General features: G+C 64.3%; 19 protein-coding genes. 8 read left to right on the forward strand and 11 right to left on the reverse strand.

Features of this window, described 5'->3' with window-relative positions; all coding sequences use genetic code 11:
- Positions 1-200: 200 nt before the first annotated feature.
- From ACMGEZ_RS23640 to ACMGEZ_RS23655, 4 genes are all read right to left on the reverse strand, one after another.
- On the reverse strand, positions 201-839 hold the full coding sequence (locus ACMGEZ_RS23640) for an ATPase (protein ID WP_436824721.1): 639 nt from the start codon (positions 837-839) through the stop codon (positions 201-203).
- Positions 839-1,201 (reverse strand): hypothetical protein, encoded by a 363-nt coding sequence (locus ACMGEZ_RS23645; RefSeq protein ID WP_436824722.1) that lies wholly within the window; start codon positions 1,199-1,201, stop codon positions 839-841. The genes ACMGEZ_RS23640 and ACMGEZ_RS23645 overlap by 1 nt, the downstream gene beginning before the upstream one ends.
- 310 nt (positions 1,202-1,511) lie before the next feature.
- Positions 1,512-1,856: a hypothetical protein gene (locus tag ACMGEZ_RS23650; RefSeq protein WP_436824723.1), complete on the reverse strand. Its 345-nt coding sequence runs from the start codon at positions 1,854-1,856 to the stop codon at positions 1,512-1,514.
- Between the two features lie 44 nt (positions 1,857-1,900).
- Positions 1,901-3,277, reverse strand: a complete 1,377-nt coding sequence (locus ACMGEZ_RS23655; protein ID WP_436824724.1) for a hypothetical protein — start codon at positions 3,275-3,277, stop codon at positions 1,901-1,903.
- Between the two features lie 624 nt (positions 3,278-3,901).
- On the opposite strand from ACMGEZ_RS23655, the gene ACMGEZ_RS23660 reads away from it, so the two are divergent.
- Both ACMGEZ_RS23660 and ACMGEZ_RS23665 read left to right on the forward strand, forming a co-directional pair.
- Complete coding sequence (locus ACMGEZ_RS23660; RefSeq protein ID WP_232073541.1) at positions 3,902-5,098, forward strand: ParA family protein; 1,197 nt, start codon at positions 3,902-3,904, stop codon at positions 5,096-5,098.
- Positions 5,064-6,167: a ParB/RepB/Spo0J family partition protein gene (locus ACMGEZ_RS23665; protein WP_436824725.1), complete on the forward strand. Its 1,104-nt coding sequence runs from the start codon at positions 5,064-5,066 to the stop codon at positions 6,165-6,167. The genes ACMGEZ_RS23660 and ACMGEZ_RS23665 overlap by 35 nt, the downstream gene beginning before the upstream one ends.
- Before the next feature lie 318 nt (positions 6,168-6,485).
- Here ACMGEZ_RS23665 and ACMGEZ_RS23670 read toward each other — a convergent pair whose 3' ends face one another.
- The 3 genes from ACMGEZ_RS23670 to ACMGEZ_RS23680 all read right to left on the reverse strand — a co-directional run bounded on the left by ACMGEZ_RS23670 (position 6,486) and on the right by ACMGEZ_RS23680 (position 9,486).
- On the reverse strand, positions 6,486-7,247 hold the full coding sequence (locus ACMGEZ_RS23670) for a hypothetical protein (protein WP_436824726.1): 762 nt from the start codon (positions 7,245-7,247) through the stop codon (positions 6,486-6,488).
- 783 nt (positions 7,248-8,030) lie between these two features.
- Complete coding sequence (locus ACMGEZ_RS23675; RefSeq protein ID WP_436824727.1) at positions 8,031-8,252, reverse strand: hypothetical protein; 222 nt, start codon at positions 8,250-8,252, stop codon at positions 8,031-8,033.
- Positions 8,253-9,174: 922 nt separating this feature from the next.
- Positions 9,175-9,486, reverse strand: coding sequence for a hypothetical protein (locus tag ACMGEZ_RS23680; RefSeq protein ID WP_436824728.1), 312 nt, complete (start codon positions 9,484-9,486; stop codon positions 9,175-9,177).
- Between the two features lie 291 nt (positions 9,487-9,777).
- Between ACMGEZ_RS23680 and ACMGEZ_RS23685 the strand changes: the two genes are divergently transcribed.
- The 3 genes from ACMGEZ_RS23685 to ACMGEZ_RS23695 all read left to right on the forward strand — a co-directional run bounded on the left by ACMGEZ_RS23685 (position 9,778) and on the right by ACMGEZ_RS23695 (position 11,988).
- Entirely contained in the window at positions 9,778-10,827 is a 1,050-nt protein-coding gene (locus tag ACMGEZ_RS23685; protein WP_436824729.1) for a Bug family tripartite tricarboxylate transporter substrate binding protein, read from the forward strand.
- An 11-nt stretch (positions 10,828-10,838) separates the two neighbouring features.
- Complete coding sequence (locus tag ACMGEZ_RS23690; protein WP_436824730.1) at positions 10,839-11,252, forward strand: chorismate mutase family protein; 414 nt, start codon at positions 10,839-10,841, stop codon at positions 11,250-11,252.
- A 115-nt stretch (positions 11,253-11,367) separates the two neighbouring features.
- Entirely contained in the window at positions 11,368-11,988 is a 621-nt protein-coding gene (locus tag ACMGEZ_RS23695) for a hypothetical protein (protein ID WP_436824731.1), read from the forward strand.
- Positions 11,989-12,133: 145 nt separating this feature from the next.
- On the opposite strand, the gene ACMGEZ_RS23700 is transcribed toward ACMGEZ_RS23695, so the two are convergent.
- The gene (locus ACMGEZ_RS23700; protein WP_436824787.1) at positions 12,134-12,682 is read right to left on the reverse strand and encodes a helix-turn-helix domain-containing protein; all 549 of its coding nucleotides are present in this window, start codon (positions 12,680-12,682) and stop codon (positions 12,134-12,136) included.
- Between the two features lie 242 nt (positions 12,683-12,924).
- Between ACMGEZ_RS23700 and ACMGEZ_RS23705 the strand changes: the two genes are divergently transcribed.
- The gene (locus ACMGEZ_RS23705) at positions 12,925-13,233 is read left to right on the forward strand and encodes a helix-turn-helix domain-containing protein (RefSeq protein ID WP_436824732.1); all 309 of its coding nucleotides are present in this window, start codon (positions 12,925-12,927) and stop codon (positions 13,231-13,233) included.
- Between the two features lie 667 nt (positions 13,234-13,900).
- Here ACMGEZ_RS23705 and ACMGEZ_RS23710 read toward each other — a convergent pair.
- From ACMGEZ_RS23710 to ACMGEZ_RS23720, 3 genes are read right to left on the reverse strand one after another with little or no spacing between them, the layout of a single operon-like run.
- On the reverse strand, positions 13,901-14,737 hold the full coding sequence (locus ACMGEZ_RS23710) for an ImmA/IrrE family metallo-endopeptidase (protein WP_436824733.1): 837 nt from the start codon (positions 14,735-14,737) through the stop codon (positions 13,901-13,903).
- Positions 14,734-15,132 (reverse strand): hypothetical protein, encoded by a 399-nt coding sequence (locus ACMGEZ_RS23715; protein ID WP_436824734.1) that lies wholly within the window; start codon positions 15,130-15,132, stop codon positions 14,734-14,736. The genes ACMGEZ_RS23710 and ACMGEZ_RS23715 overlap by 4 nt, the downstream gene beginning before the upstream one ends.
- The gene (locus ACMGEZ_RS23720) at positions 15,129-15,722 is read right to left on the reverse strand and encodes an RNA polymerase sigma factor (RefSeq protein ID WP_436824735.1); all 594 of its coding nucleotides are present in this window, start codon (positions 15,720-15,722) and stop codon (positions 15,129-15,131) included. Before ACMGEZ_RS23720 ends, ACMGEZ_RS23715 begins: the two co-directional genes overlap by 4 nt.
- A gap of 257 nt (positions 15,723-15,979) precedes the next feature.
- On the opposite strand from ACMGEZ_RS23720, the gene ACMGEZ_RS23725 reads away from it, so the two are divergent.
- Both ACMGEZ_RS23725 and ACMGEZ_RS23730 read left to right on the forward strand, forming a co-directional pair.
- Positions 15,980-17,035 carry a CBASS cGAMP-activated phospholipase gene (locus ACMGEZ_RS23725; RefSeq protein ID WP_436824736.1) on the forward strand — a complete coding sequence of 352 codons (1,056 nt, stop codon included), beginning with the start codon at positions 15,980-15,982 and terminating at the stop codon, positions 17,033-17,035.
- Positions 17,028-18,167 carry a CBASS cGAMP synthase gene (locus ACMGEZ_RS23730; RefSeq protein WP_436824737.1) on the forward strand — a complete coding sequence of 380 codons (1,140 nt, stop codon included), beginning with the start codon at positions 17,028-17,030 and terminating at the stop codon, positions 18,165-18,167. Before ACMGEZ_RS23725 ends, ACMGEZ_RS23730 begins: the two co-directional genes overlap by 8 nt.
- Positions 18,168-18,170 lie beyond the last annotated feature (3 nt).

Consider the following 18,170-nt stretch of genomic DNA (forward strand, 5'->3'; position numbering starts at 1 on the left):
TCGCAAGGTCCTTGCGAGGCGCTTGCGTCCGGGTTTCAGGCGGTGCAAAGCCGATCCGCTCCACACATATAAACGGAGAGTGGCACAAGAGTGAGCGCCAACGTTCTCACCGCTGATCGATTGCCGCGGACGCCGCGAGGCGAGAAGCTCCCCATCACCCGGGAGGCATGTGAAGAGCGACAGGACCGTCGGCGAAATGACTACGCGGGGGTTGCAGGCCGCTTCAACGCCGCGGCCATGATCGGCTTCGCCCACTGCGGCACCTCGGCGAGCGGGATGTGGCTGAGGACGCGCCCCCCTTCCATGTGCAGCAGGAGCACCGGTTTGGGCCGCTGCCCCGCCTGCGGATCGCCCTCGGCGCTGTTGTCATAGACGCGCAGGCTTGCCAGGTGCGGCAGCAGCCGGATGAGGTTGGCGCGGCTCGAGTCGTAGCGCTCGCGGATCTTCGCTTCGGGAATGTCATGGCCGCCTGCGGCCACCCGCGCCTGCACACGCCGCAGGTGCAGTTCCGGCGACGACAGCCCCGCATACCAGAGATGGATCTGCGCGCCCTGCCTCGCGCCGTCGACCAGCATCTGCGGAATCGTCCTGGCGCCCAGGGTCGCCTCGAACGCGAAGTTCAGTCCCTGCGCCAAGGCGCGCTCGAGCCCTTGGCGGCCGAGCTCCCAGGCTCGGCCGTTGGCCTGCTCTGCCGAGAGGCCGGGGTTGGCATCCAGCAGCGTGCGGGCGACCTGGTCAGGGTTGAAGTACTCCACCTTCTTCTGCAAGAGGGCGGCGCCGCCCACGCTGCTCTTGCCGGCGCCATTGACGCCGGCAAGCACGAAGATGCGAGCCGGCATCAGCCGCGTGTCGCCTGCGCCGCCTGGGCGACGGCCGCCTCACCCAGTTCAGAAGGATCCATGGCAAAGGCATCGGCCATGGCCTGCGCGGGCCCCTCGCCCTGCATGCGCGCGAACATGTCATCGAAGTGATGCGTGAGTGCTTCGAGGTTCGGCTCCGACGCCTGTTCCATCTCCAGGTAGCGTTCCACGGACATCAGCACCATCGCTGGCCGCTCATGGCGCGTGATCACCACTGCGCCCCGCGCCATCACGGTGCTGGCCACAGCCTGCATGCCCGCTGCCAGCTTCGTTGCGGAGAAGGATGGGAGCTCGCGCGTCAGGCGCTCGAATCCAGTGGCACGGACAGAGGCGGATACCATTGAGAAGTCCTGAAGTTTGGTATTTTGCCCATTTTACCTATTTCCCCCGTGTATGACTCTTCGCTGCTCGTACTAGGACACGCCGACCGGCTGGACCCATCCAGACCACTAGTACTACACCCTGGGGCGGGGGCTGTCGGCTCGATGGGTGGATGCCTTTGGGCGCGCTCACATTGAATCCACCTGTCGGGCCGGGCCAGTTTCGGCCGATGGCCGCCGCAGAACTGGCGGCGCCATGGACCATAGCGACTACTCACTCAAACGAACCGTAGAGTCGATCAGGTCGGCGACAGGAAGTGTTGGGCCGAAGCTATGGACGAGAGGTGAGACGCACCGTGCCAGTTTCGTCCCGCTGAGCTTCCAACTCGTCGAACGACTTAAATCCTTCGTCCGGCGGCAGTGCCGCCAACCGCGCATCTGTGGCCGCCTTCATCACCGAAGATTCAGCTGCTTCGACGATGGTCGCCCATGGCATAACGCGGCCCTCCAGATGACGGCGCTCGAGAAGTCCTAGCATCCTCCGTTCCAAGACATCTACCTGGGCGCGCCGAAGCTCCGGTTTCTGGGACAACTCCAGCTCCGGAAAACGCGTGGCTGCAGACAATGGACGCATGTTCGGTTCAGCGTAGATGATTCCCGCGAAGGGTGCAGGCATCACGGCCGGTGCCAAGGAAGCGGACGCACACTCTCTTTACGTCCCTACGTTTCCAACAACTGACGATCCACCTTCCAGTTGGGTCCGTAGGTCGCGTCCGCGTACGCGTACACGACAGCCGAACCCAGCATCCCGTGCAGCACGTCCCCCTGCGCAGCGCGCCGGCTGATGACAGCATTCAGCGCCCCCTTCCTGGCGAGATCCTGCAGGGCCTGGTCGACCCAGCGCTTCAGCTGCCCCGGCTCGAGCGCCGCGAGCTCCTGCTTCATCGCCTGGATCTGCTCGCGCAGGAAGTTGGAAGCCTCCTTGGCGCCATTCCCGCTGGTGTTCGCCGACGGCGGCATCGGCGCCACAGCAGGCGCAAGAACCTCGGCGGGGGCGACCGGTGCGTTGTCGAGCAAGCTCTCCTGCTGCGGCTCATTGCGCAGCAGCGATCGAAGATACGAAAAGGCGTTGTCGATCGTGCGCAGGCTCTTGTTGGCGGCGCGCCGCTCCAGCACATCGATCTGCGCGCGCACGCGGTCGTCGCCGAACTCCTTGATCAGCCCCTCCAGCTTGATCTCGCGGATGCCGAGCGTCTCGGCGCGCAGCACCAGCGTGGCGTCGACCGGCTCGTTCGACACCGCTCGTGCGGGCACAGCCTGCCGCTTCTTGCGCACCGCGAACTGCACCTCGGTGATCACCCTGCCCTGCTTGTGCTCGATCAGGTCGACATCGAGATCGGTCTCGGCATTGATTTCCGCGACGGCGTCCTTCACGCGCTCGTTCTTGAATTTTCGCCACTCGCGCCGCTCCGGGCCCGGCCCGTTGCTGAGCGCGTCGACCCACCAGGCCACGGGCTTGCGGCTGGTCACGCCGCTCGGGTTCTCGCGGTAGCGCGCGCAGATCTCGTAGAGCGCGACGGCCGTGTAGGAGCCCAGCTTGGCCAGCACGTCCAGGTCGATGCGCGCCCAGCGCTGCGGCTCGCGCAAGGCGGCCATGATGGTCGGCGGATAGGACCAGCTGACCCAGTTCTCGCCGCGCCGCTGCTCGAGAGCGACTTCGGAGAGCATCGAGAAGCCGCGCCACTTGACCCCGTCGCCCGGCGCCGTCGACTCCCAGTCGACCTCGAGGCTGCGCATCTCGATCAGGTACTTCTTGGCCGCCGTGCGCTCGCTGCCGCTGGAGCCTGTGGTGCGCAGGATTGCGGCGAGCGGCGCCTCGAACATGAAGTCCGCCGGCGGCATCGCCGGCAGCGCGACCAGGCGCGTCTGCGCCACCTGCAGCAGCGCGCTGTAGATGCGACGGCCCGTCAGCGTCACGCGCGCCGAGCGCGGCATCATCACGATCATCTCGTGCGGCTTGCGCAGCTCCAGCACCTCGTCCGCGCCCTGTGCGGGGCCCGTCTTCTCGAGGGTGGCGTCTGCGATCCGGCTGGTCATGCGTGCAGGGATGTTATGTCCAAGTGCGCTTGGACACAAGGGCGCCCGGCCTCCAGGAATCGGCACCCGATCAAAACCTGGACACTTCAGACTTCCGCCACGCGCGGAAGCGATTAGAACCTGGACACTTCCGCCCGGCATCCGCTTCCGAGGTGGCGCAGCAGGCGATGAGAACCTGGACATTTGGGTGTGCCCGCGCTCCTGAGCGCACGATTTGTTCGCCACGCGAGGCGATTAGAAGCCGGACACTTGTTCCGACTGCCTGGAAACAGCCACCTTGCGAGCTGTGCGTAACTTATCCACAGGGGGCGAGCAGGAGCTGGACGGCAAGCGATGAAGGCGCGGACACTTCCGATCAGAAGCTGGACGCTTGCGATTAAAAGCTGGACGGATGGCGCTGCGTGAGCGATGTAAGTCCTTGATTTTATTCAGAAAACGGTCGGTCCGCAGGGAGCTTAATCTATTGAAGGTATTCAAGCTCTCTCTTAATCTCCCCTGAGATCCCTCAAAGAACCCCGAAAACGGCCCCGGGGCGAGCCGTGGCTTGCAATGAAGCGAACATTCTTCGTTTTTTTGAGAGTGCTGGGCATAATCGAACGACTCTCAATCTTTCAAGGCTGATTCGTGGACATCAAGCAAACCATACGTCGACAGAACCTCGAGGACATCGAGCACCAGGCGCACAAGATTGCCGGCATGATGGACCGCATCCGCTCGGCCATGCTGGCCCCCACGGCGGTCAAGACGGCACCCACCTTGAAGGCGGTGCAACTGGCGGACCTGTGCGGCGTCGACAAGTCCAAGATCGCCTATCGCCTGACCCGTGGTGATCTGCCCGCCGGCGAGATCCATGGCAACAGCCGGGAATGGACGATGGCGCAGGCGCAGACCTGGGCGCGCGAGCTGCGCGCCGAGCACTTGCGCCCCGACGGCGCGGCCGGGATCACGATCACGGTGGCGAACTTCAAAGGCGGCGTCGCCAAGACCACGTCCGCGGTCACGCTCGCGCAGGGGCTGTCGATGCGCGGGCACCGCGTCCTGCTGGTCGACCTGGACCCCCAGGGTTCTGCGACGACCCTCTTCGGCGTCTTGCCGGACGCGGAGGTGGAGACCGAGCACACGGCGATGTCGCTGTTCACGGGTGAAGAGGAAAACCTCAAGTACGCGATCCGCTCCACCTACTGGCCGTCGATCGACCTGGTGTGTGCCGCCCCCCTGCTCTACGGCGCCGAGTTCCACCTGCCAGCGCGCCAGGCGCGCGACCCCGGCTTCGAGTTCTGGCGCGTGCTCGACCGCGGCCTGGACCTGCCGCGCGAGGAATACGACGTCATCGTGATCGACACTCCGCCTTCGCTCAGCTACGTGACCATCAACGCGCTGATGGCCGCCGACGGCGTCATCATGCCCCTGCCCCCCTCGGCGCTGGACTTCGCGAGCTCGGCGCAGTTCTGGGATCTGTTCTCGGACCTGTGCAACCAGCTGGTGCGCAGCCGCGGCAAGGACAAGAGCTTCGAGTTCATCGATGTGCTGCTGTCCCGGGTCGAGGCTTCGGATACGGCGAGCTCGGTGGTGCGCCAGTGGGTGCTCGAGGGCTACGGGGACAAGGTGCTGCCGATCGAGATCCCCAAGACCGCCGTGGCGGCCACGGCCAGCGCGGAGTTCGGCACGGTCTACGACCTGCCACGCGGCTCCGTGAACTCCAAGACCTTCTCCCGGGCCCGCGTCGCTTACGACCGGATGTGCGAACTGATCGAGCAGCAGATCGAGGCCGTGTGGGCGCGCCAGGTTGCAGAACGACAAATCCTTGAAACGGCGGTCTGACATGGGTCTGAAAGACAAGGCATCGAAGATCGATTTCGCATCCATCCTGCCGAGCGCGCAGCCGCTGCCGGACGCAGTGAAGCCGAAGACGGCACCCGGCGCAATGATGGCGTTCGCCAACGACCAGCGCTCGGAGCTGTTGCGCGAGAACGAGGAACTGCGGGCACGGGCGGCCCAGGTCGGCGAGCTGGAAGGGCGCTTGAACGAGGTCAGCGCGGAGCTGCGCAGCTGGGACGGCGCGCTGCCCGCGCGGCCCATCGACACGGCGCAGATCGCCCGCAGCGAGTTCGCCAACCGGCACGAATCGGCTTTCGTGGGCAAGGCCTTCGAGGACTTCAAGCGCGAGATCCAGGAAGCGGGCCGCAATTCCCAGCCGATCAAGGTGCGCGCGATCGCCAAGCCGGGAGAGGGGCCGAAGTACGAACTGGTGTTCGGCCATCGCCGCTATGAAGCCTGTCGCCAGCTCGGCATCCCGGTGTGGGCGGTGGTGGAGAACCTGGACGACCGGGCGCTGGTCGAGGAGATGGACCGCGAGAACCGCGGGCGGGCCGACCCATCCCCATGGGAGCAGGGGATGACCTATCTGCGCGCCCTCGACAAAGGTGTTTATCCCTCGAATCGCCAGATGGCTGCGGCGCTCGGGGTGGATATCAGCAATCTCGGAAAGGCGTTGACCCTGGCGCGGTTGCCGCAAGAGGTGATCGAGGCCTTTCCGACGCCGCAGTCGATCCAGCTCGCCTGGGCCACGGATCTTGGCCGGGCCATGCAGGAAGACGAGCAGGGGGTGCTCGCGCGGGCCCGGGCGCTGAATGCGCAGAAGGGCACGGAGCAGGGCGCCCTCTCCGCCAAGAGCGTGTTCTCCCGGCTGGTGTCCCCGCCCGGCAGTGCCCCGGAGGCCTCGGCCATGCCAGTCCAGGCCGCGCACGTGTTCCGGGTCGGCGGCCAGAAGGTGGGCGCCCTCAAGTTCGATGCGGTAGGCCGACCCTCGATGAGGATGTCGGTCAAGCTGTCCGGTGAGCAGCAGCAAGCCCTCCTCAAGGCACTCCAGGGTTTCGTCGACGCGCTTTAGCGGCAACTGCAGAGCGTCGAAGTTGAGGGGGTAGTTTCAAACTACCCCCTTTTTTTTGCCTGCTCCTTGGAGGGCGCGGAAGCGACAGGGCATCCGCAAGGTCGCGTCGCTGCAGGCACTGGACAGCCGCTCAGGGGGTAGTTTCAAACTACCCCCACGGTGCGAGCTGAAGAAGGGCGTACGCATTTGCGAGCTCGGTGCGCGGCTCACAAGGCGAGACCCCATCGGGAATCAGCCTCTCTACGGCCCGGCACCAGGGCGAGCCGCCGGGAGCATGGGGACGCTGCTGCGGTGCCGGGCATTCCAGACGCGCCGCAGCTACCCTCGGGCTCGGTCGGCCTCGATGCGCTGGAGCGCCGCCAGGATCTCTGTCAGCGTGGATTTCATGACGCCCATGTCCCGGTCGCGCCGCGCCTCGACGAGCGGGTCCACGCCGCTGGGCCTTCCTCCGGCCAGCGCTTCCTTGGCGTGCGTCACGGCGTCGTCGAGCCGGGTGATCAGGTTGTTGCGCAGGGCGGCGAACTGCGCGACCTCTCGCTTGAGTGCGTTGACATCGTGGGCCAGCGCAGCGAGCTGGAGCTCGATCTGCTCGAGGGCGGCCACGCCTGCCCCTGGCATGCCGCTGTCAGGCGAGGCAGGTACCGGCGTCGCAGGCATCATGGCCTGTCCCATGGCGCTGCGCAGATGATCGGCCGTGCGCGCCACGACCAGCTCCACCACCGCCTGGTTGTCGGACTCCGCGAGGAAGGGCCAGAGCTCGTAGACGCGGCCGAGCGCCTTGGCCGTGCTCAGCTGCAGGCCGGGGCGGCCAGCCCGACGGGGCCGCTGCAAGGCTGCATGAACGATGGAGGAGCGCGCCTGCGCCGCGGCGACTTCGTCATCGGATGCCACGCAGGATCTGAAGGCGCCGGCAGCACTCCACTTCTTGAGCGAGGACTCGGTCGGCGCACGGACCCCGTGCACCAGCGTCAGGATGCGCGCAAGCTCCGCCAGCGTGCACACGGGTGGCCAGCCGCCATCCCGCTCGGCGCGTGGTGTTCCGGACTCAACGACATCCCTCCAGGCAGCAGCTTCAATCATCGGTGACAAGCCATGGAGTGGCTATTTGGTTACTTAATAACCTAATTATGGCGCCAAGCTCGACACGAACACAGGAATCAGCTCTAAGTCCTTGTTTTTCGTGAAACATCGACATCTGAAAGCACAGAAAATGGCGCTAAGTCATTGTCACACAACAAAAATATTTTACGGCTCTAGAATCCGTGAAACATTCCGAAATGTTGACAGCTGAGTGCGAGGGGATCCGGCGCCCTGTCGGTCTTGAACTTGCCCGGGGTGCTTTTCAGCCTGGTTGAACTGACGCGCAGCAGGGTCGGCGCACCATCGTTGTCGAGCGCCCCGCGTGCGTAGATTGGCTCGCGTGGCGGTGGAGGAGGGGCGACTCGGTAGGCTTAGGCCGCTCGCGGCCAGGCCGTACGGCCGAGTCCCAAGGAGGGGCGCGGGCGAGCGACCAGGCCGCCTCACCGTATTGCAGCATTTGAGCTCACGCGGCCGCTTAGTGGCGAAGCAGGTGTCAGGCGACACGGGAAACTGACCTCCTGACCTCCTGACGACATGAGGAACTGACCCCCTCATGGCGGTTGATCCTGAGCTGCGGACCCCCCGATCCAGAAGGAGAGTCCAGAAGGGGAGGGCGGCGGCGCGGGGCCTCGACTCCACAACCATTGCAACACGATGAAGTGGCGGCGGCCCTTGGCAGGTTGAGCGACTGCGAGCACGCCCAAGAACCGCGTCAGAGTTGCATGGTGGGACAGATGAAACTCGTGAAGGGGCCAGAGGTGAACGCCGAGGTGCCCGGCTTCTCTAATAGTGGTGGTCGATCCAGCGAATAGCGCCGCCGCGCAGCTTCTGCAGCAGTCTGGTTGAGTTCTCTGCCGGACCGGAACGCGAGAGGATGCAGACAACCACCGATCTGAAGCGAATCTCGGCGCGCAAGTGGGCGCGCCCGTTGAGAACCCAATGGGCGATCGTGACGTCGTACCCCTGATGAGGGAAAGATTCTTGCTTTTCAAGTTCTTTGCCCATGGAGCAGACGCTCGCCGGGCTGGCTATCGTTCCTCGTACGCTGTTCTGACGAGTTAATGTAAGTGCCCGATGACGAATTCCCCTTTGCTTAGAGCCAGATGAACCTCTACCCCTCGGACCCTGATCCAGGTGGGCCGCGTGCACCAGCGGAATGGACCATGGAGCTTGGGAGTGAAGATAAAGGGGAGGGGCCTTACTACTTCGCGAACGTGTTCCGCGCGGGTAAACACGTCTGCCGGCTCTTTGCTGCGGGCAAGTTCCACTCCGAGGACGAGGCGCGCCGAAACTTGGCGGTTCGCGCCCGCCACTGGATTGCTGACTATCTTTCGCGCCCTGGCTCCGGCTCTGCTTGCTAGGGTCGGTGGCGAGTTGGCGCACGCATCGGAGCTTCGAGAGAGTGCAGCGCCGGTTCCTGGCCCGCCGAAAAGCCATCCGCACGAAAGCCGCCCTTTCGAGCCGGTCGAACTTCGGCGAGGGGCCCGCCCGCCGACCATCGCACCGCTACAGAGCGGCCGAAAGTTCGTTCGGCCCCGATCGGCTAGCTTGAACTGCGGTGGCGGTCGTATGGTTTCCTGCAAGAAACGCAGGCGTCCAGAAAGCTCATCGCTTCAAGATGATGAAGAGGGATAGAGGCATCTGCTGTGCGCCATTCGCCAGAACCGATATTCGCAATCATGGCCAAGTCGGCCGTGGACAACGCCGGAGCCGTCAAGCTGCGAACCCAAAGCGCAACGCTGACCGAGACATGCACCTCGTTCGCGACCGAGGTCGACCTTCCAACCAGTCTGAGCGCCAGCTTGGCAGCCTCAGGACTGAGTTGATCGATGGCACGGTGCAGATTTCCTAGACCCATGCAGCCCGTGGGCAAAGTTCGTACCTGCTCACGACCGGCTTCGCCGCATTGGCGATTCGTTGATCGTCCTCAGGACCTGCGCCTGCCCAGCGCGCCCGTTCTCTCGATGGCTTTTCGAGCTCGCAGTCCTGCCAGGTGCAGCCATGAGCCCTTGCCTGCGGTGCGGAGTGAGCGTTCGTCTGGGTAGTGAAAATGCAAGAGCTCGGCACGTCCTTTTTCTGTGATCGCAAGAACCCTGGCGGCGCCTCTATGGGGCTCGTCCACCAATGCGATGACCAATCCGGCCTGGCGGAGGATTTTGACTGCATCCACATCCTTCCCATCGTTGAACGATTGCGGAAGCGGTGTGGCGGCGACCTGCCTCAGGAATTCAAGGGACACGGCATCTCCTCTCAGGGGAAGCTTCAAAAAACGGCGGGCAAAGAATATCGCCGGGCGAAAGCTGGTGCAAGTCGGCTCAGAAGCGCCCGCAGCGGGGCCCCTAGCAAAAAGACGTTCGGCGGCAATCTTGCATGGCAAGCAAGCCGGAAGAGAACATGTCAGCGCAAGCTCCTCGACAGCTTGTGCGTCGGCCGCAATGTCCTGATGCCGCGCTGATTTCGCACCAGGCAGGAGTTGATTCGCCGCTGCGTTGAAGAAAGACTGGGCCTCCGATCCACCACTTCTGCAGCCATGACACTTGCGATTTTCCGTTCACCCGCCGCGCGCCTGATGTGCCTCCTGGGTGCGCTCGCCTGGGCCGGCGTCACCTTCGCGCAGTCGACAGGTGCGAGCCGCACCGAGCCCGGCCATCCCGGCGCTTCTGGCGCTGCGCCACCGAAACTGAACTGGCCGACGCGGCCGGTTCGCCTTGTCGTCGGCTTCGGTGGCGGCTCGTCGCCGGATTTCGTGGCGCGCACGCTGGCCATCCCGATGGCCAGGGCGCTGGGGCAGCCGGTGGTGGTCGAGAACCATCCGGGCGCGAGCGGCAACATCGCCGCGGAGATCGTCGCGAAGTCGACCGACAAACATACTGTCGGCATCCTCATCAACGGCAACATGACCATCGCGAAGGTCCTCAATCCCGCGGCCCCGTACGACCCGCAGAAGGACCTGGTGCCGCTGAGCATCATCTGCACGGCACCCCTGGTGCTCGCCACGACGCCGCAGGCCTCCAAGGCACAAGGTGCCGACTTCCTCGCCGCGGCGCGCGTCGCCGGCGGCCGCTGGAGCTACGGCTCCCCGGGCATCGGCACGATCGGCCACCTGGGAATGGAACTGCTCAAGTCCCGCACCGGCATTACCGCCGTGCACGTGCCCTACCAGGGCAACCCGCAGGTCATCACCGGCCTGGTCAGCGACCAGCTGCACCTGGCGCTGCTGCCGCCAGGCCTTGCCGAGGTGCAGGTCAAGGCCGGAAAACTGCGCGCGATCGGCGTGACGTCGGCGCGCCGGTCCGCGCTCGTGCCCGACTACCCGAGCCTCCAGGAAGCGGGCCTGAGGGACTTCGAACTGGAGATCTGGACGGCCGCTGCAGCGCCTGCGAGCCTGCCTGCCCCGATCGTCCAGCGGCTGACGGAGGTCCTCCTGGAGGCCACCCGCTCGCCCGAGGTGCGGCAAAAGCTGTTCCAGCACGGCTACGAGGCGGTCGGCCTGGCGGGCGAGGCGCTGCAGCGTCGCGTCAAGGCGGACACGGCAGCATTGGCCCAGATCATTTCAAGCCAGGGCATCAAGCTCGAGTAGGCAGACACAGCATGAACCAGGAACATCCGCGCGGCACCGGCCGCCATGACACGCTGCTCGCCGCCAACCACACCAGCGACGCGACGGCATCCACCCAGAGCAAGCAGGCAGACGCCTGCAACGACCAGGATCCCATGGAGGTCCTGCAGGCGCTGCGCGACGAACTCGACGGACTGGACAGGACACTGCTCGAGACCCTGCGGCAGCGGCTCGACTGCTGCTGCCGGATCGGCCTGCACAAGCGCGACCATGCCATCCCGATGATGCAGCCGCACCGCATCGGCGTGGTGCAGGCCCGTGCGGCGGCATTTGCCGCCCAGCACGGCATGAGCCCGGCCTTCCTGCGCGCGCTCTACGAGCTCATCATCGCGGAGACCTGTCGACTGGAGGATGAGATCATCGGCGTCCAGCCGGGGCCCGCTTGACAACACGCCTAGCGTCGCGTGACGGCTGGGCGATACGCCAGCCGCGCGTGCTGCGAGCCCCGCAGCGAGCACGACCGAGCGATGATCACAAGTGACGCTCCCACCGACAAAGCACATGCTCACCTTCTCGACACTGGGCCAGGCAGGCAGCAACCACCACTTCGTCCTCCAGCAGTACCTCGCCGCGCACGGGATCGCTGAGGCCGCCCGCATCGTGCTGTTCGATGATTTCCACGCCGGCGCGCGTGCGCTGATTGCCGGCGAGGCGGACTACCTGCTTCAATACGCCGTCCACCCCGCTGCGGCCGAGATCACAGGCACCTACCGGACTGCGATGGTGGTGGTGGACGCTTTCATCTCTCCAAGCCACCCCATGGCGCTGGTTCGCGCGAGGGAAGTCGGGGAGGGCGCCGGCACGGTGGGGGTTCAGCCCGCCACTCAGACCTATGCGGACCTTTCCGCTTGGCCGACCGTTGTGCATGAGCCCACGGTGCTCGCGGTCCAGGCAGGCTTGAGCGAAGGGCGCTACAGCGCGGGCATTGTCTCCTCGGACTTCGCGGAGAAGCATTCCGATCGCTTCGAGGTGATCCAGCCCATCGGCACGGTCTGCGATGCGTGGATCCTGTACGGGCGCGAAGCCGTGGACCAGGGCAGGGCGGTGGTCTGGAAGGACAGCCCGATCGCAAGACAAATCCGGGATCGGATCGGACTGGCCTCGAACTCCGAGAATCGCTGAAAGCAGACCTTCGCCCTAGAAGCGAATAGCGTTCAGTGTCAGTTCGAAGACCTCTGCGGCGCACTGGCTCGCGACGAACAGTTGCTGCACGCCAAGGATGCAGGCCCCGAAGAGCTCTCGGACCGGGCGACGCGCAATCCCCACCTTACTCCCGCATCGTGAATACGATCGAAAGATACTTCACGGGGCCGACCTCAATGGCCTCAATGCCGTGCAACGCCGTGGCGTCAAATTGCAAGGAGTCTCCTGGGCCGAGCTTCACCACCTTCGCGCCGTATCGATAGGAAATCTGGCCTGAGAGAAGGTGAAGGAACTTGACGCCCGGGTGCTGGAAGGTGACGTAGGGCTCTGCTTCTGGCAGTAGCGTTACCAGGTAGGGCTCGACGAATAGGTTGCCGGAGAGCTGATGGCCGAGCAGCTCGTAGCGGTAGCCGGCCACGGCGCCGATCCGATCCACCAAGATGCCACGTCCTGCGGGGACATGCGAGAAGTCAGTGCGGCTGGATTGGTCGCTGAAGAAGCGTGACACCGGCACACCCAGGCCCCCAGCGATGCGATCCAAAGTTTCGACGGAAGGGGACACGAGACCGCGCTCTATGCGGGAAAGCATTGAACTTGAAACGCCAGCAGAGGAGGCCAACTCGCCACCGGAAGCCCCAGAAGCGATCCGTAGCGCGCGTACTTGGGTTCCGATTCGGGTTGCTGAACTGCTGCGAGACGGCGGAGCCACTTGGGGCAAGCGCGCGCGAAGCACCGACGCCGGCAGACGAAACGGCCGAGCGGTCGGAAGCGGCGAAGCAAGTTGTTTGTCGACCATGCGTCATTCACCTTCCTGGATCCCAAGGGCTCGGAAGACCATGCACTCGCCCAAGGTGGTCGAGATTTGAGTTAAAGATAACGTGGTTTTTATTATTCCAAAGCAAGACGCTTCTGTCCATGCAGAAGCGGACTACTCGGAGGGGGCGGCCGGCTGGTGCGACCACCTTTGAAGTCGCCCCAGCACTTGCGTTCGGCGCTGTGGTCCGCGCGCTACGGCTCGAAGATGGACTAGCGCAAGAAGCCCTGGCTCATCGAGCAGGCATCGAACGCTCGCATATGGGCAAGATCGAGCGTGGCGAGCATATGCCGACCCTTGCGATGATTTTGAAGCTAGCGAGGGCGCTCGGGCGAAGTGCGGGGGAGCTCCTGATAGAGACGGAAGCAAGGCTGGTTAAAACACCGAATGCACTTGGAGCGGACTCATAGTTCGACGGTCGATGGTTAGGCGCATCACGGCCTGCCCAGACCGTCGGCAACGCCGCCCTACGGCGCCCACCTCCAACTGACTTGGTCAGTCTGCCAGGGAAGCAGGGGAGGGCGGCTGGTCGCTGTACCTATAAAAGTGACTTTCGACCGACGTAGCCGCAGAGGCGCGGTTCCTAGGATCTCCGAAGTTGCGGCGCTCACCGAGATCGATGGATGTGGACAAGATATGGAATCTGGCGAAGAGTGTGACCGTTGAGTGGCCGTCCCGCGTGAAGATGTACTACTACTACTTGTCCGCGAAGAATAAAGTTCGTCGATGACAATAAAGTTCGTCGGAGAAGCCTGCACCTGGCCTGGCTCTGTGCTGGTCGGGCTCAGGCGCAGCCGCTCCCACACGGACCAGCGATGGCTTCCAATTGAGCTCGGACGTTCGGCGCCATCGCCCCCAGATGACAGCTCAAGACTGGTTGCGGCCAGTGACGTCGGGGTGCCGGATGACGGCGGTCTCCGATACCTGACATTGCGGGACGTGCGCCGCGAGCGAGCGCGTTGCCCGCTGGCAGCCATCCGCGCCTGGAATCTGGTGGCTAGTGAAAAGCCACACTTATCGCTAGCTTGATGTCGACTGTCAACCGGCGTACTGGCGACGCTCCTTGATCGAGGAAGGTCACCTGTTCCACTTGGGTACGTACGAGCCCTTATCCGTGTACCTACGACCACCAACATTCCAGTCGAAGCGCGCTTCCATCATCTTGGGCTCCAGGTAGAGCAGCACGAGCGCGTCGCCGCCGTGGCTACCGATGCACTGCTCGCGAACTTCGTATTTCCCAGAATCGTCGTTCTGGAACCATGCGTCCGCGGGCTGCTTGCCCAAGTGCTTGCACTCCTTCCCAGCATGAACGAGGTCGTATGTGGAGGTGTCTTCATCCAGCTCACGCTTGAGGAACCAGCGCTTCGGAACGTCGCCAGCGGCAAGACTCCACCGCAGGCCTGCGCGGTTGTACGAGGCAACGATAACCGGCAGAGTGTTGATGTTCGCAAGGCGGAGCGCCGTCGCCATCAAGCTCGTCTCCAGCTCGTCAGCAATTTTCGTGAGGTTCTGGAAGTTCGGCTCGCCGAACGCCTTGACCATCGGAACGAAGATTGGTGCGGGCATGAGAAGGTGAGCGGCGTAGATGTCCGCCTCCTTCTCCAGCTCCCTATTCGAGGCTAGGTTTGCGTCAGCATCGTCGACCCTGCACTGGAATGAGCGTCCCTTGTGCAGTTTCCAATGGCCCACTTCATGCGCGATTGAGAAACGCTCACGACCCCGCACGCCAGAAGGGTTGATGGTGGCGATCGCGTTGTCCTTGAAGCCAACGAGGCTGGCCTCGCAGCCATTCAATCGCTCGTAGCGCACTTCCACGCCACAAGCCATGGCAATGGCTTCTACGTCCAACTCTTCAGCACTGGAGATGCCCAGCTCCGAAATAAGAGCCTCGGCTCTTTGCCCGACTTCAGTCACTTCGGTTCTCCACCGTTTTCCTGAAGTGACTTCACCTGGCGATACAGCCTAAGTACTTCCTCATCAGAGAGCTCACCTAGTTTCCGGGCTGCCAAGGTGAAGCTCGGGTCGTTTTGAGCTTGCATCAAGAACTGGCGTGCCTGAGCGATGTCCAGTTTTTCAGAGTCTTGTGCTGCCGGCTCCCCCTTGCGAGCTTGGAGTTGCGCCTTCGCTGCTGCCATACGCCGGCGACCCGCTTCTTTCTTAGCGGCCTCAAGAAGTCGAAGGCCACGAGCGCGCACCTCCTCCGGGTTCTTGGCGTCAAGAATCTGGTCGTCGGGCATCGCAATCAGTTCAGCCACAAAGGAATCCAAGAAGGTCTGGAATTCATCGGCGGACTTCATGGGCTTCGTCATTTCTGGCTCCTTTGAGGGTCAAGCTTCTGCAAGCGTCGAGTCAGCCGCTTCCGTTCCGCGTCGTACTTCTTCTCGTCCCATCCCAATTCCGCGCGAGCATCCTCCCCGCGCAGACCATCAGCCCAAACCATCACCAACATCTGGAGGTCATCGTCTCCAGCCAGCGCGGCGTAGAGCGCTGCCATCTGCTGCTTGCCCGAGGCAACATCCTCCGGGGTGATGCCCGTGCTGCTACGTACCGTCGCCACCTTCTCGGCTTCTTCACCGGTCTCGAACGGGTCGACCTCCACCTTGGCGTCGATGGGGCTGGCGCGGTTGCTCTTGCGCTCGTTGCTCGCGATGCTGTGCATCACGTTCTTGAGCACCACCATCGGGTGCACGCCCGATGGCCAGGTCCGCGCGCCTTCCAAGAACTTCGTCAGCGCTTCCTGGAGAAGGTCCTCGGCAGTCCAGCCAATCACGCCACCGCAAAGGGCGCCCGCGATGGCCTCGGCCCGCTCCCAGTCCGCGGCGGTGAAGCCGGCCAGGATGGCCTCGATTTCGGCCCGTGGCAGTCCGGGACCGGTTGGGTCAATTGGTACGGCAGACATCGTCGGCTTTCTCCTCCTCCTGTACTCCCCAGCGCCCAGTGGCGGACGCCGAGCAAAAAAGAAATGGCGCCAGCGTCCACCAGACCGACTTCGGGAGTCCTAGAGGGTATGCGCGCGACCAGCCACCTGCCGGAAGTATGCGCCGGTCGTCCGAGCGGACTTTTTTTTCTCAACCGCGTCCGCAGAGCGGCCGTCGGGAGTCTTCAGGGGGCAGGAGGGTGGAAAACCGCCCGATATAGGAAGGACATCAAGAACAAATGAATACTAACGAACTCATCAAGCCGCCGGACGCTGCTCCCCCGTGGGAAACGGGCCGGCCTTTCCACATCCTGGCTCTCTCAGGCGGGGGATTCCGCGGTCTCTACACGGCGACCGTGCTGAAGCACTTGGAGGAGCAGTTTGGCGCCCCTCTGGCGAGCCGCTTCGACCTGATTTGCGGCACATCGGCGGGCGGCCTGCTCGCCCTGGGCTTGGCAGCCGACATCCCGGCCGCCGACCTGCAGGCCATGTTCCAAGCGCAAGGTAGCCGCATCTTCGGCGCTCGCCGCGGCTGGCGTCGGGCTCTGGGCATGTGGACCATGGCCAAGCACTCGCCAGACGGTCTTCGCAGCGTGCTGCAGGAGCGCTTCGGCGACCTGACCATCGGCGACCTGAGGCGCCGGGTGCTCATCCCGACCGTGAACTACTCCAAGGGCAGCGGCCACTTCTTCAAGACTCCGCACGCGCCGCAGTTCTACCTTGACTACAAGCACCGGCTGGTCGATGTCGGCCTAGCCACGGCAGCCGCCCCGACCTACTTCCCGCTGCACCAGATTGGCGAAGAAGGGGTCTACGCGGACGGCGGCCTGGTCGGCAACTCGCCGGGCCTCTTCGGCTTGCACGAGGCGCAGCACGTCCTGAATGTGCCCCGCAAGCCAGGAAGCGCCCGGGTGCTGGCCATCGGCACCATGACGCTGGGCGCCACAAAGCGCGGTGCATCGGGTCTCGACTGGGGCATCCTGCACTGGCGCAAGGCCCTGTTTGACTTGGTCATCTCGTCGCAGGAACAGGCCGTCGATTCCATGTTGAAGCACCTGCTGGGTGCCGACTACACGCGCATCGACGACCCTGCAACGCCGGACCAGAGCCGTGACATCGCCGCGCTCGACATGGTCACGCCCCAGGCCATCGAGGTCCTTACCGCGCGCGGCACGCAGGCAGCGCGCAGGGCTCTGGGCGACCCCGCCATCAAACCGTTCCGTGACCACGTCGCTTCCGCACCTGTCTTCTATCACGGCCCCAACAAGAGCATCCTGGAGAACCTCCATGCTTAACCTGAGCTCTCTCTTCTTCTCTGGCGTGGAGGAGTCCACGCTGCTCGAAAACATCACCCTGACGCAGGCTCAGTGCGACGTCGTCGTGGAGGCCAAGGAAGCCGTGCGCGAGCAGCTGCGCAAGGGGTTGGCGGCCGCGCTGCGGGAACTGGGGCACACCGGGGAGCCCGTGCAGCCGCGGTTCTTCACCCAGGGTTCGTGGGCCTACAAGACCCTGAACGCCCCGGCGCAGGCCACCCAGCAGGCAGACATCGACGACGGGGCCTACCTGCCCCTGAGCTCGATGACGGCGACCACGAAACCAAGTGTGGCCAGCAAGGTGTTCTTCACGGCCGCGGAGATGGCCCTGATGCCGCTCGTGCGCGCCCGCAACTGGCTCCTCATCACCGACAAGCCGACCTGCATCCGAATCGAAATCTCCAAGTTAGCGCACATCGACATCCCGCTCTACGCGATTCCCGATGCCGAGTTCCAGCAGTTGCGCAAGGCCGCACTGGAGGCGCGGGGCTATCTGACGCTGGACGAAGCCGTGCGCAAGGCCGAACGAGATGCTTGGACGGCGCTGCCCCGTGACCAGGTGCTGCTCGCCCACCGCGAAGATGATTGGGTCAAGTCGGACCCGCGGCCTGTGAAAGCCTGGTTCCTTGCCGAAGTCGACCGGCACGGTGAGCAGTTCCGCCGCAATGTTCGCTACCTGAAGGCAGCTCGAGACTGGCGCTGGGTCTACGGGGGGCCGTCTTCGCTGCTGCTGATGGCGACCGCCGCGCCCGTCTTCGAGGCACGTGACCGGCGGGACGACCTTGCGATGCTCGATGTGGTGCAGCAGATGCCCCAGGTCCTGCGCGATGGTGTGGCGTGCCCGACGGACCCGAACGAGTCGCTCACGGAGCGCCTGGGCAAGAAGGGGGTCGACGAGGCCATCGCATGGCTCAAGCAGCTGGAGGACCACCTGAGTGGGGCGGTCAATTCCAGTAACGCAGCGCAGGCCTGCGAGTGGTTACGCAAGCAGTTCGGCCCGCGTTTCCCGAACATCCCGGACCGGGTGAAGGTCTCGACCGCGACCGCGGCCGTCCTGGCCACGCCCGCTGCCGCTGTGGCGTCTCCGCTGGTCGGGCGCACTCGGGCGGGGTGAGCG

The organism is Variovorax stachyos (genome assembly GCF_051400855.1).
Lineage (GTDB): Bacteria > Pseudomonadota > Gammaproteobacteria > Burkholderiales > Burkholderiaceae_C > Variovorax.

Bases quoted from the DNA above. Each gene is read 5' to 3' on its own strand.
- ACMGEZ_RS23670 (WP_436824726.1), bottom strand. From the start codon at position 7,247: ATGATTGAAGCTGCTGCCTGGAGGGATGTCGTTGAGTCCGGAACACCA.
- ACMGEZ_RS23650 (WP_436824723.1), bottom strand. From the start codon at position 1,856: ATGCCTGCACCCTTCGCGGGAATCATCTACGCTGAACCGAACATGCGT.
- ACMGEZ_RS23730 (WP_436824737.1), top strand. From the start codon at position 17,028: ATGCTTAACCTGAGCTCTCTCTTCTTCTCTGGCGTGGAGGAGTCCACG.
- ACMGEZ_RS23675 (WP_436824727.1), bottom strand. From the start codon at position 8,252: ATGGGCAAAGAACTTGAAAAGCAAGAATCTTTCCCTCATCAGGGGTAC.
- ACMGEZ_RS23715 (WP_436824734.1), bottom strand. From the start codon at position 15,132: ATGACGAAGCCCATGAAGTCCGCCGATGAATTCCAGACCTTCTTGGAT.
- ACMGEZ_RS23725 (WP_436824736.1), top strand. From the start codon at position 15,980: ATGAATACTAACGAACTCATCAAGCCGCCGGACGCTGCTCCCCCGTGG.
- ACMGEZ_RS23640 (WP_436824721.1), bottom strand. From the start codon at position 839: ATGCCGGCTCGCATCTTCGTGCTTGCCGGCGTCAATGGCGCCGGCAAG.
- ACMGEZ_RS23695 (WP_436824731.1), top strand. From the start codon at position 11,368: ATGCTCACCTTCTCGACACTGGGCCAGGCAGGCAGCAACCACCACTTC.
- ACMGEZ_RS23655 (WP_436824724.1), bottom strand. From the start codon at position 3,277: ATGACCAGCCGGATCGCAGACGCCACCCTCGAGAAGACGGGCCCCGCA.
- ACMGEZ_RS23645 (WP_436824722.1), bottom strand. From the start codon at position 1,201: ATGGTATCCGCCTCTGTCCGTGCCACTGGATTCGAGCGCCTGACGCGC.
- ACMGEZ_RS23720 (WP_436824735.1), bottom strand. From the start codon at position 15,722: ATGTCTGCCGTACCAATTGACCCAACCGGTCCCGGACTGCCACGGGCC.
- ACMGEZ_RS23685 (WP_436824729.1), top strand. From the start codon at position 9,778: ATGACACTTGCGATTTTCCGTTCACCCGCCGCGCGCCTGATGTGCCTC.
- ACMGEZ_RS23705 (WP_436824732.1), top strand. From the start codon at position 12,925: ATGCAGAAGCGGACTACTCGGAGGGGGCGGCCGGCTGGTGCGACCACC.
- ACMGEZ_RS23690 (WP_436824730.1), top strand. From the start codon at position 10,839: ATGAACCAGGAACATCCGCGCGGCACCGGCCGCCATGACACGCTGCTC.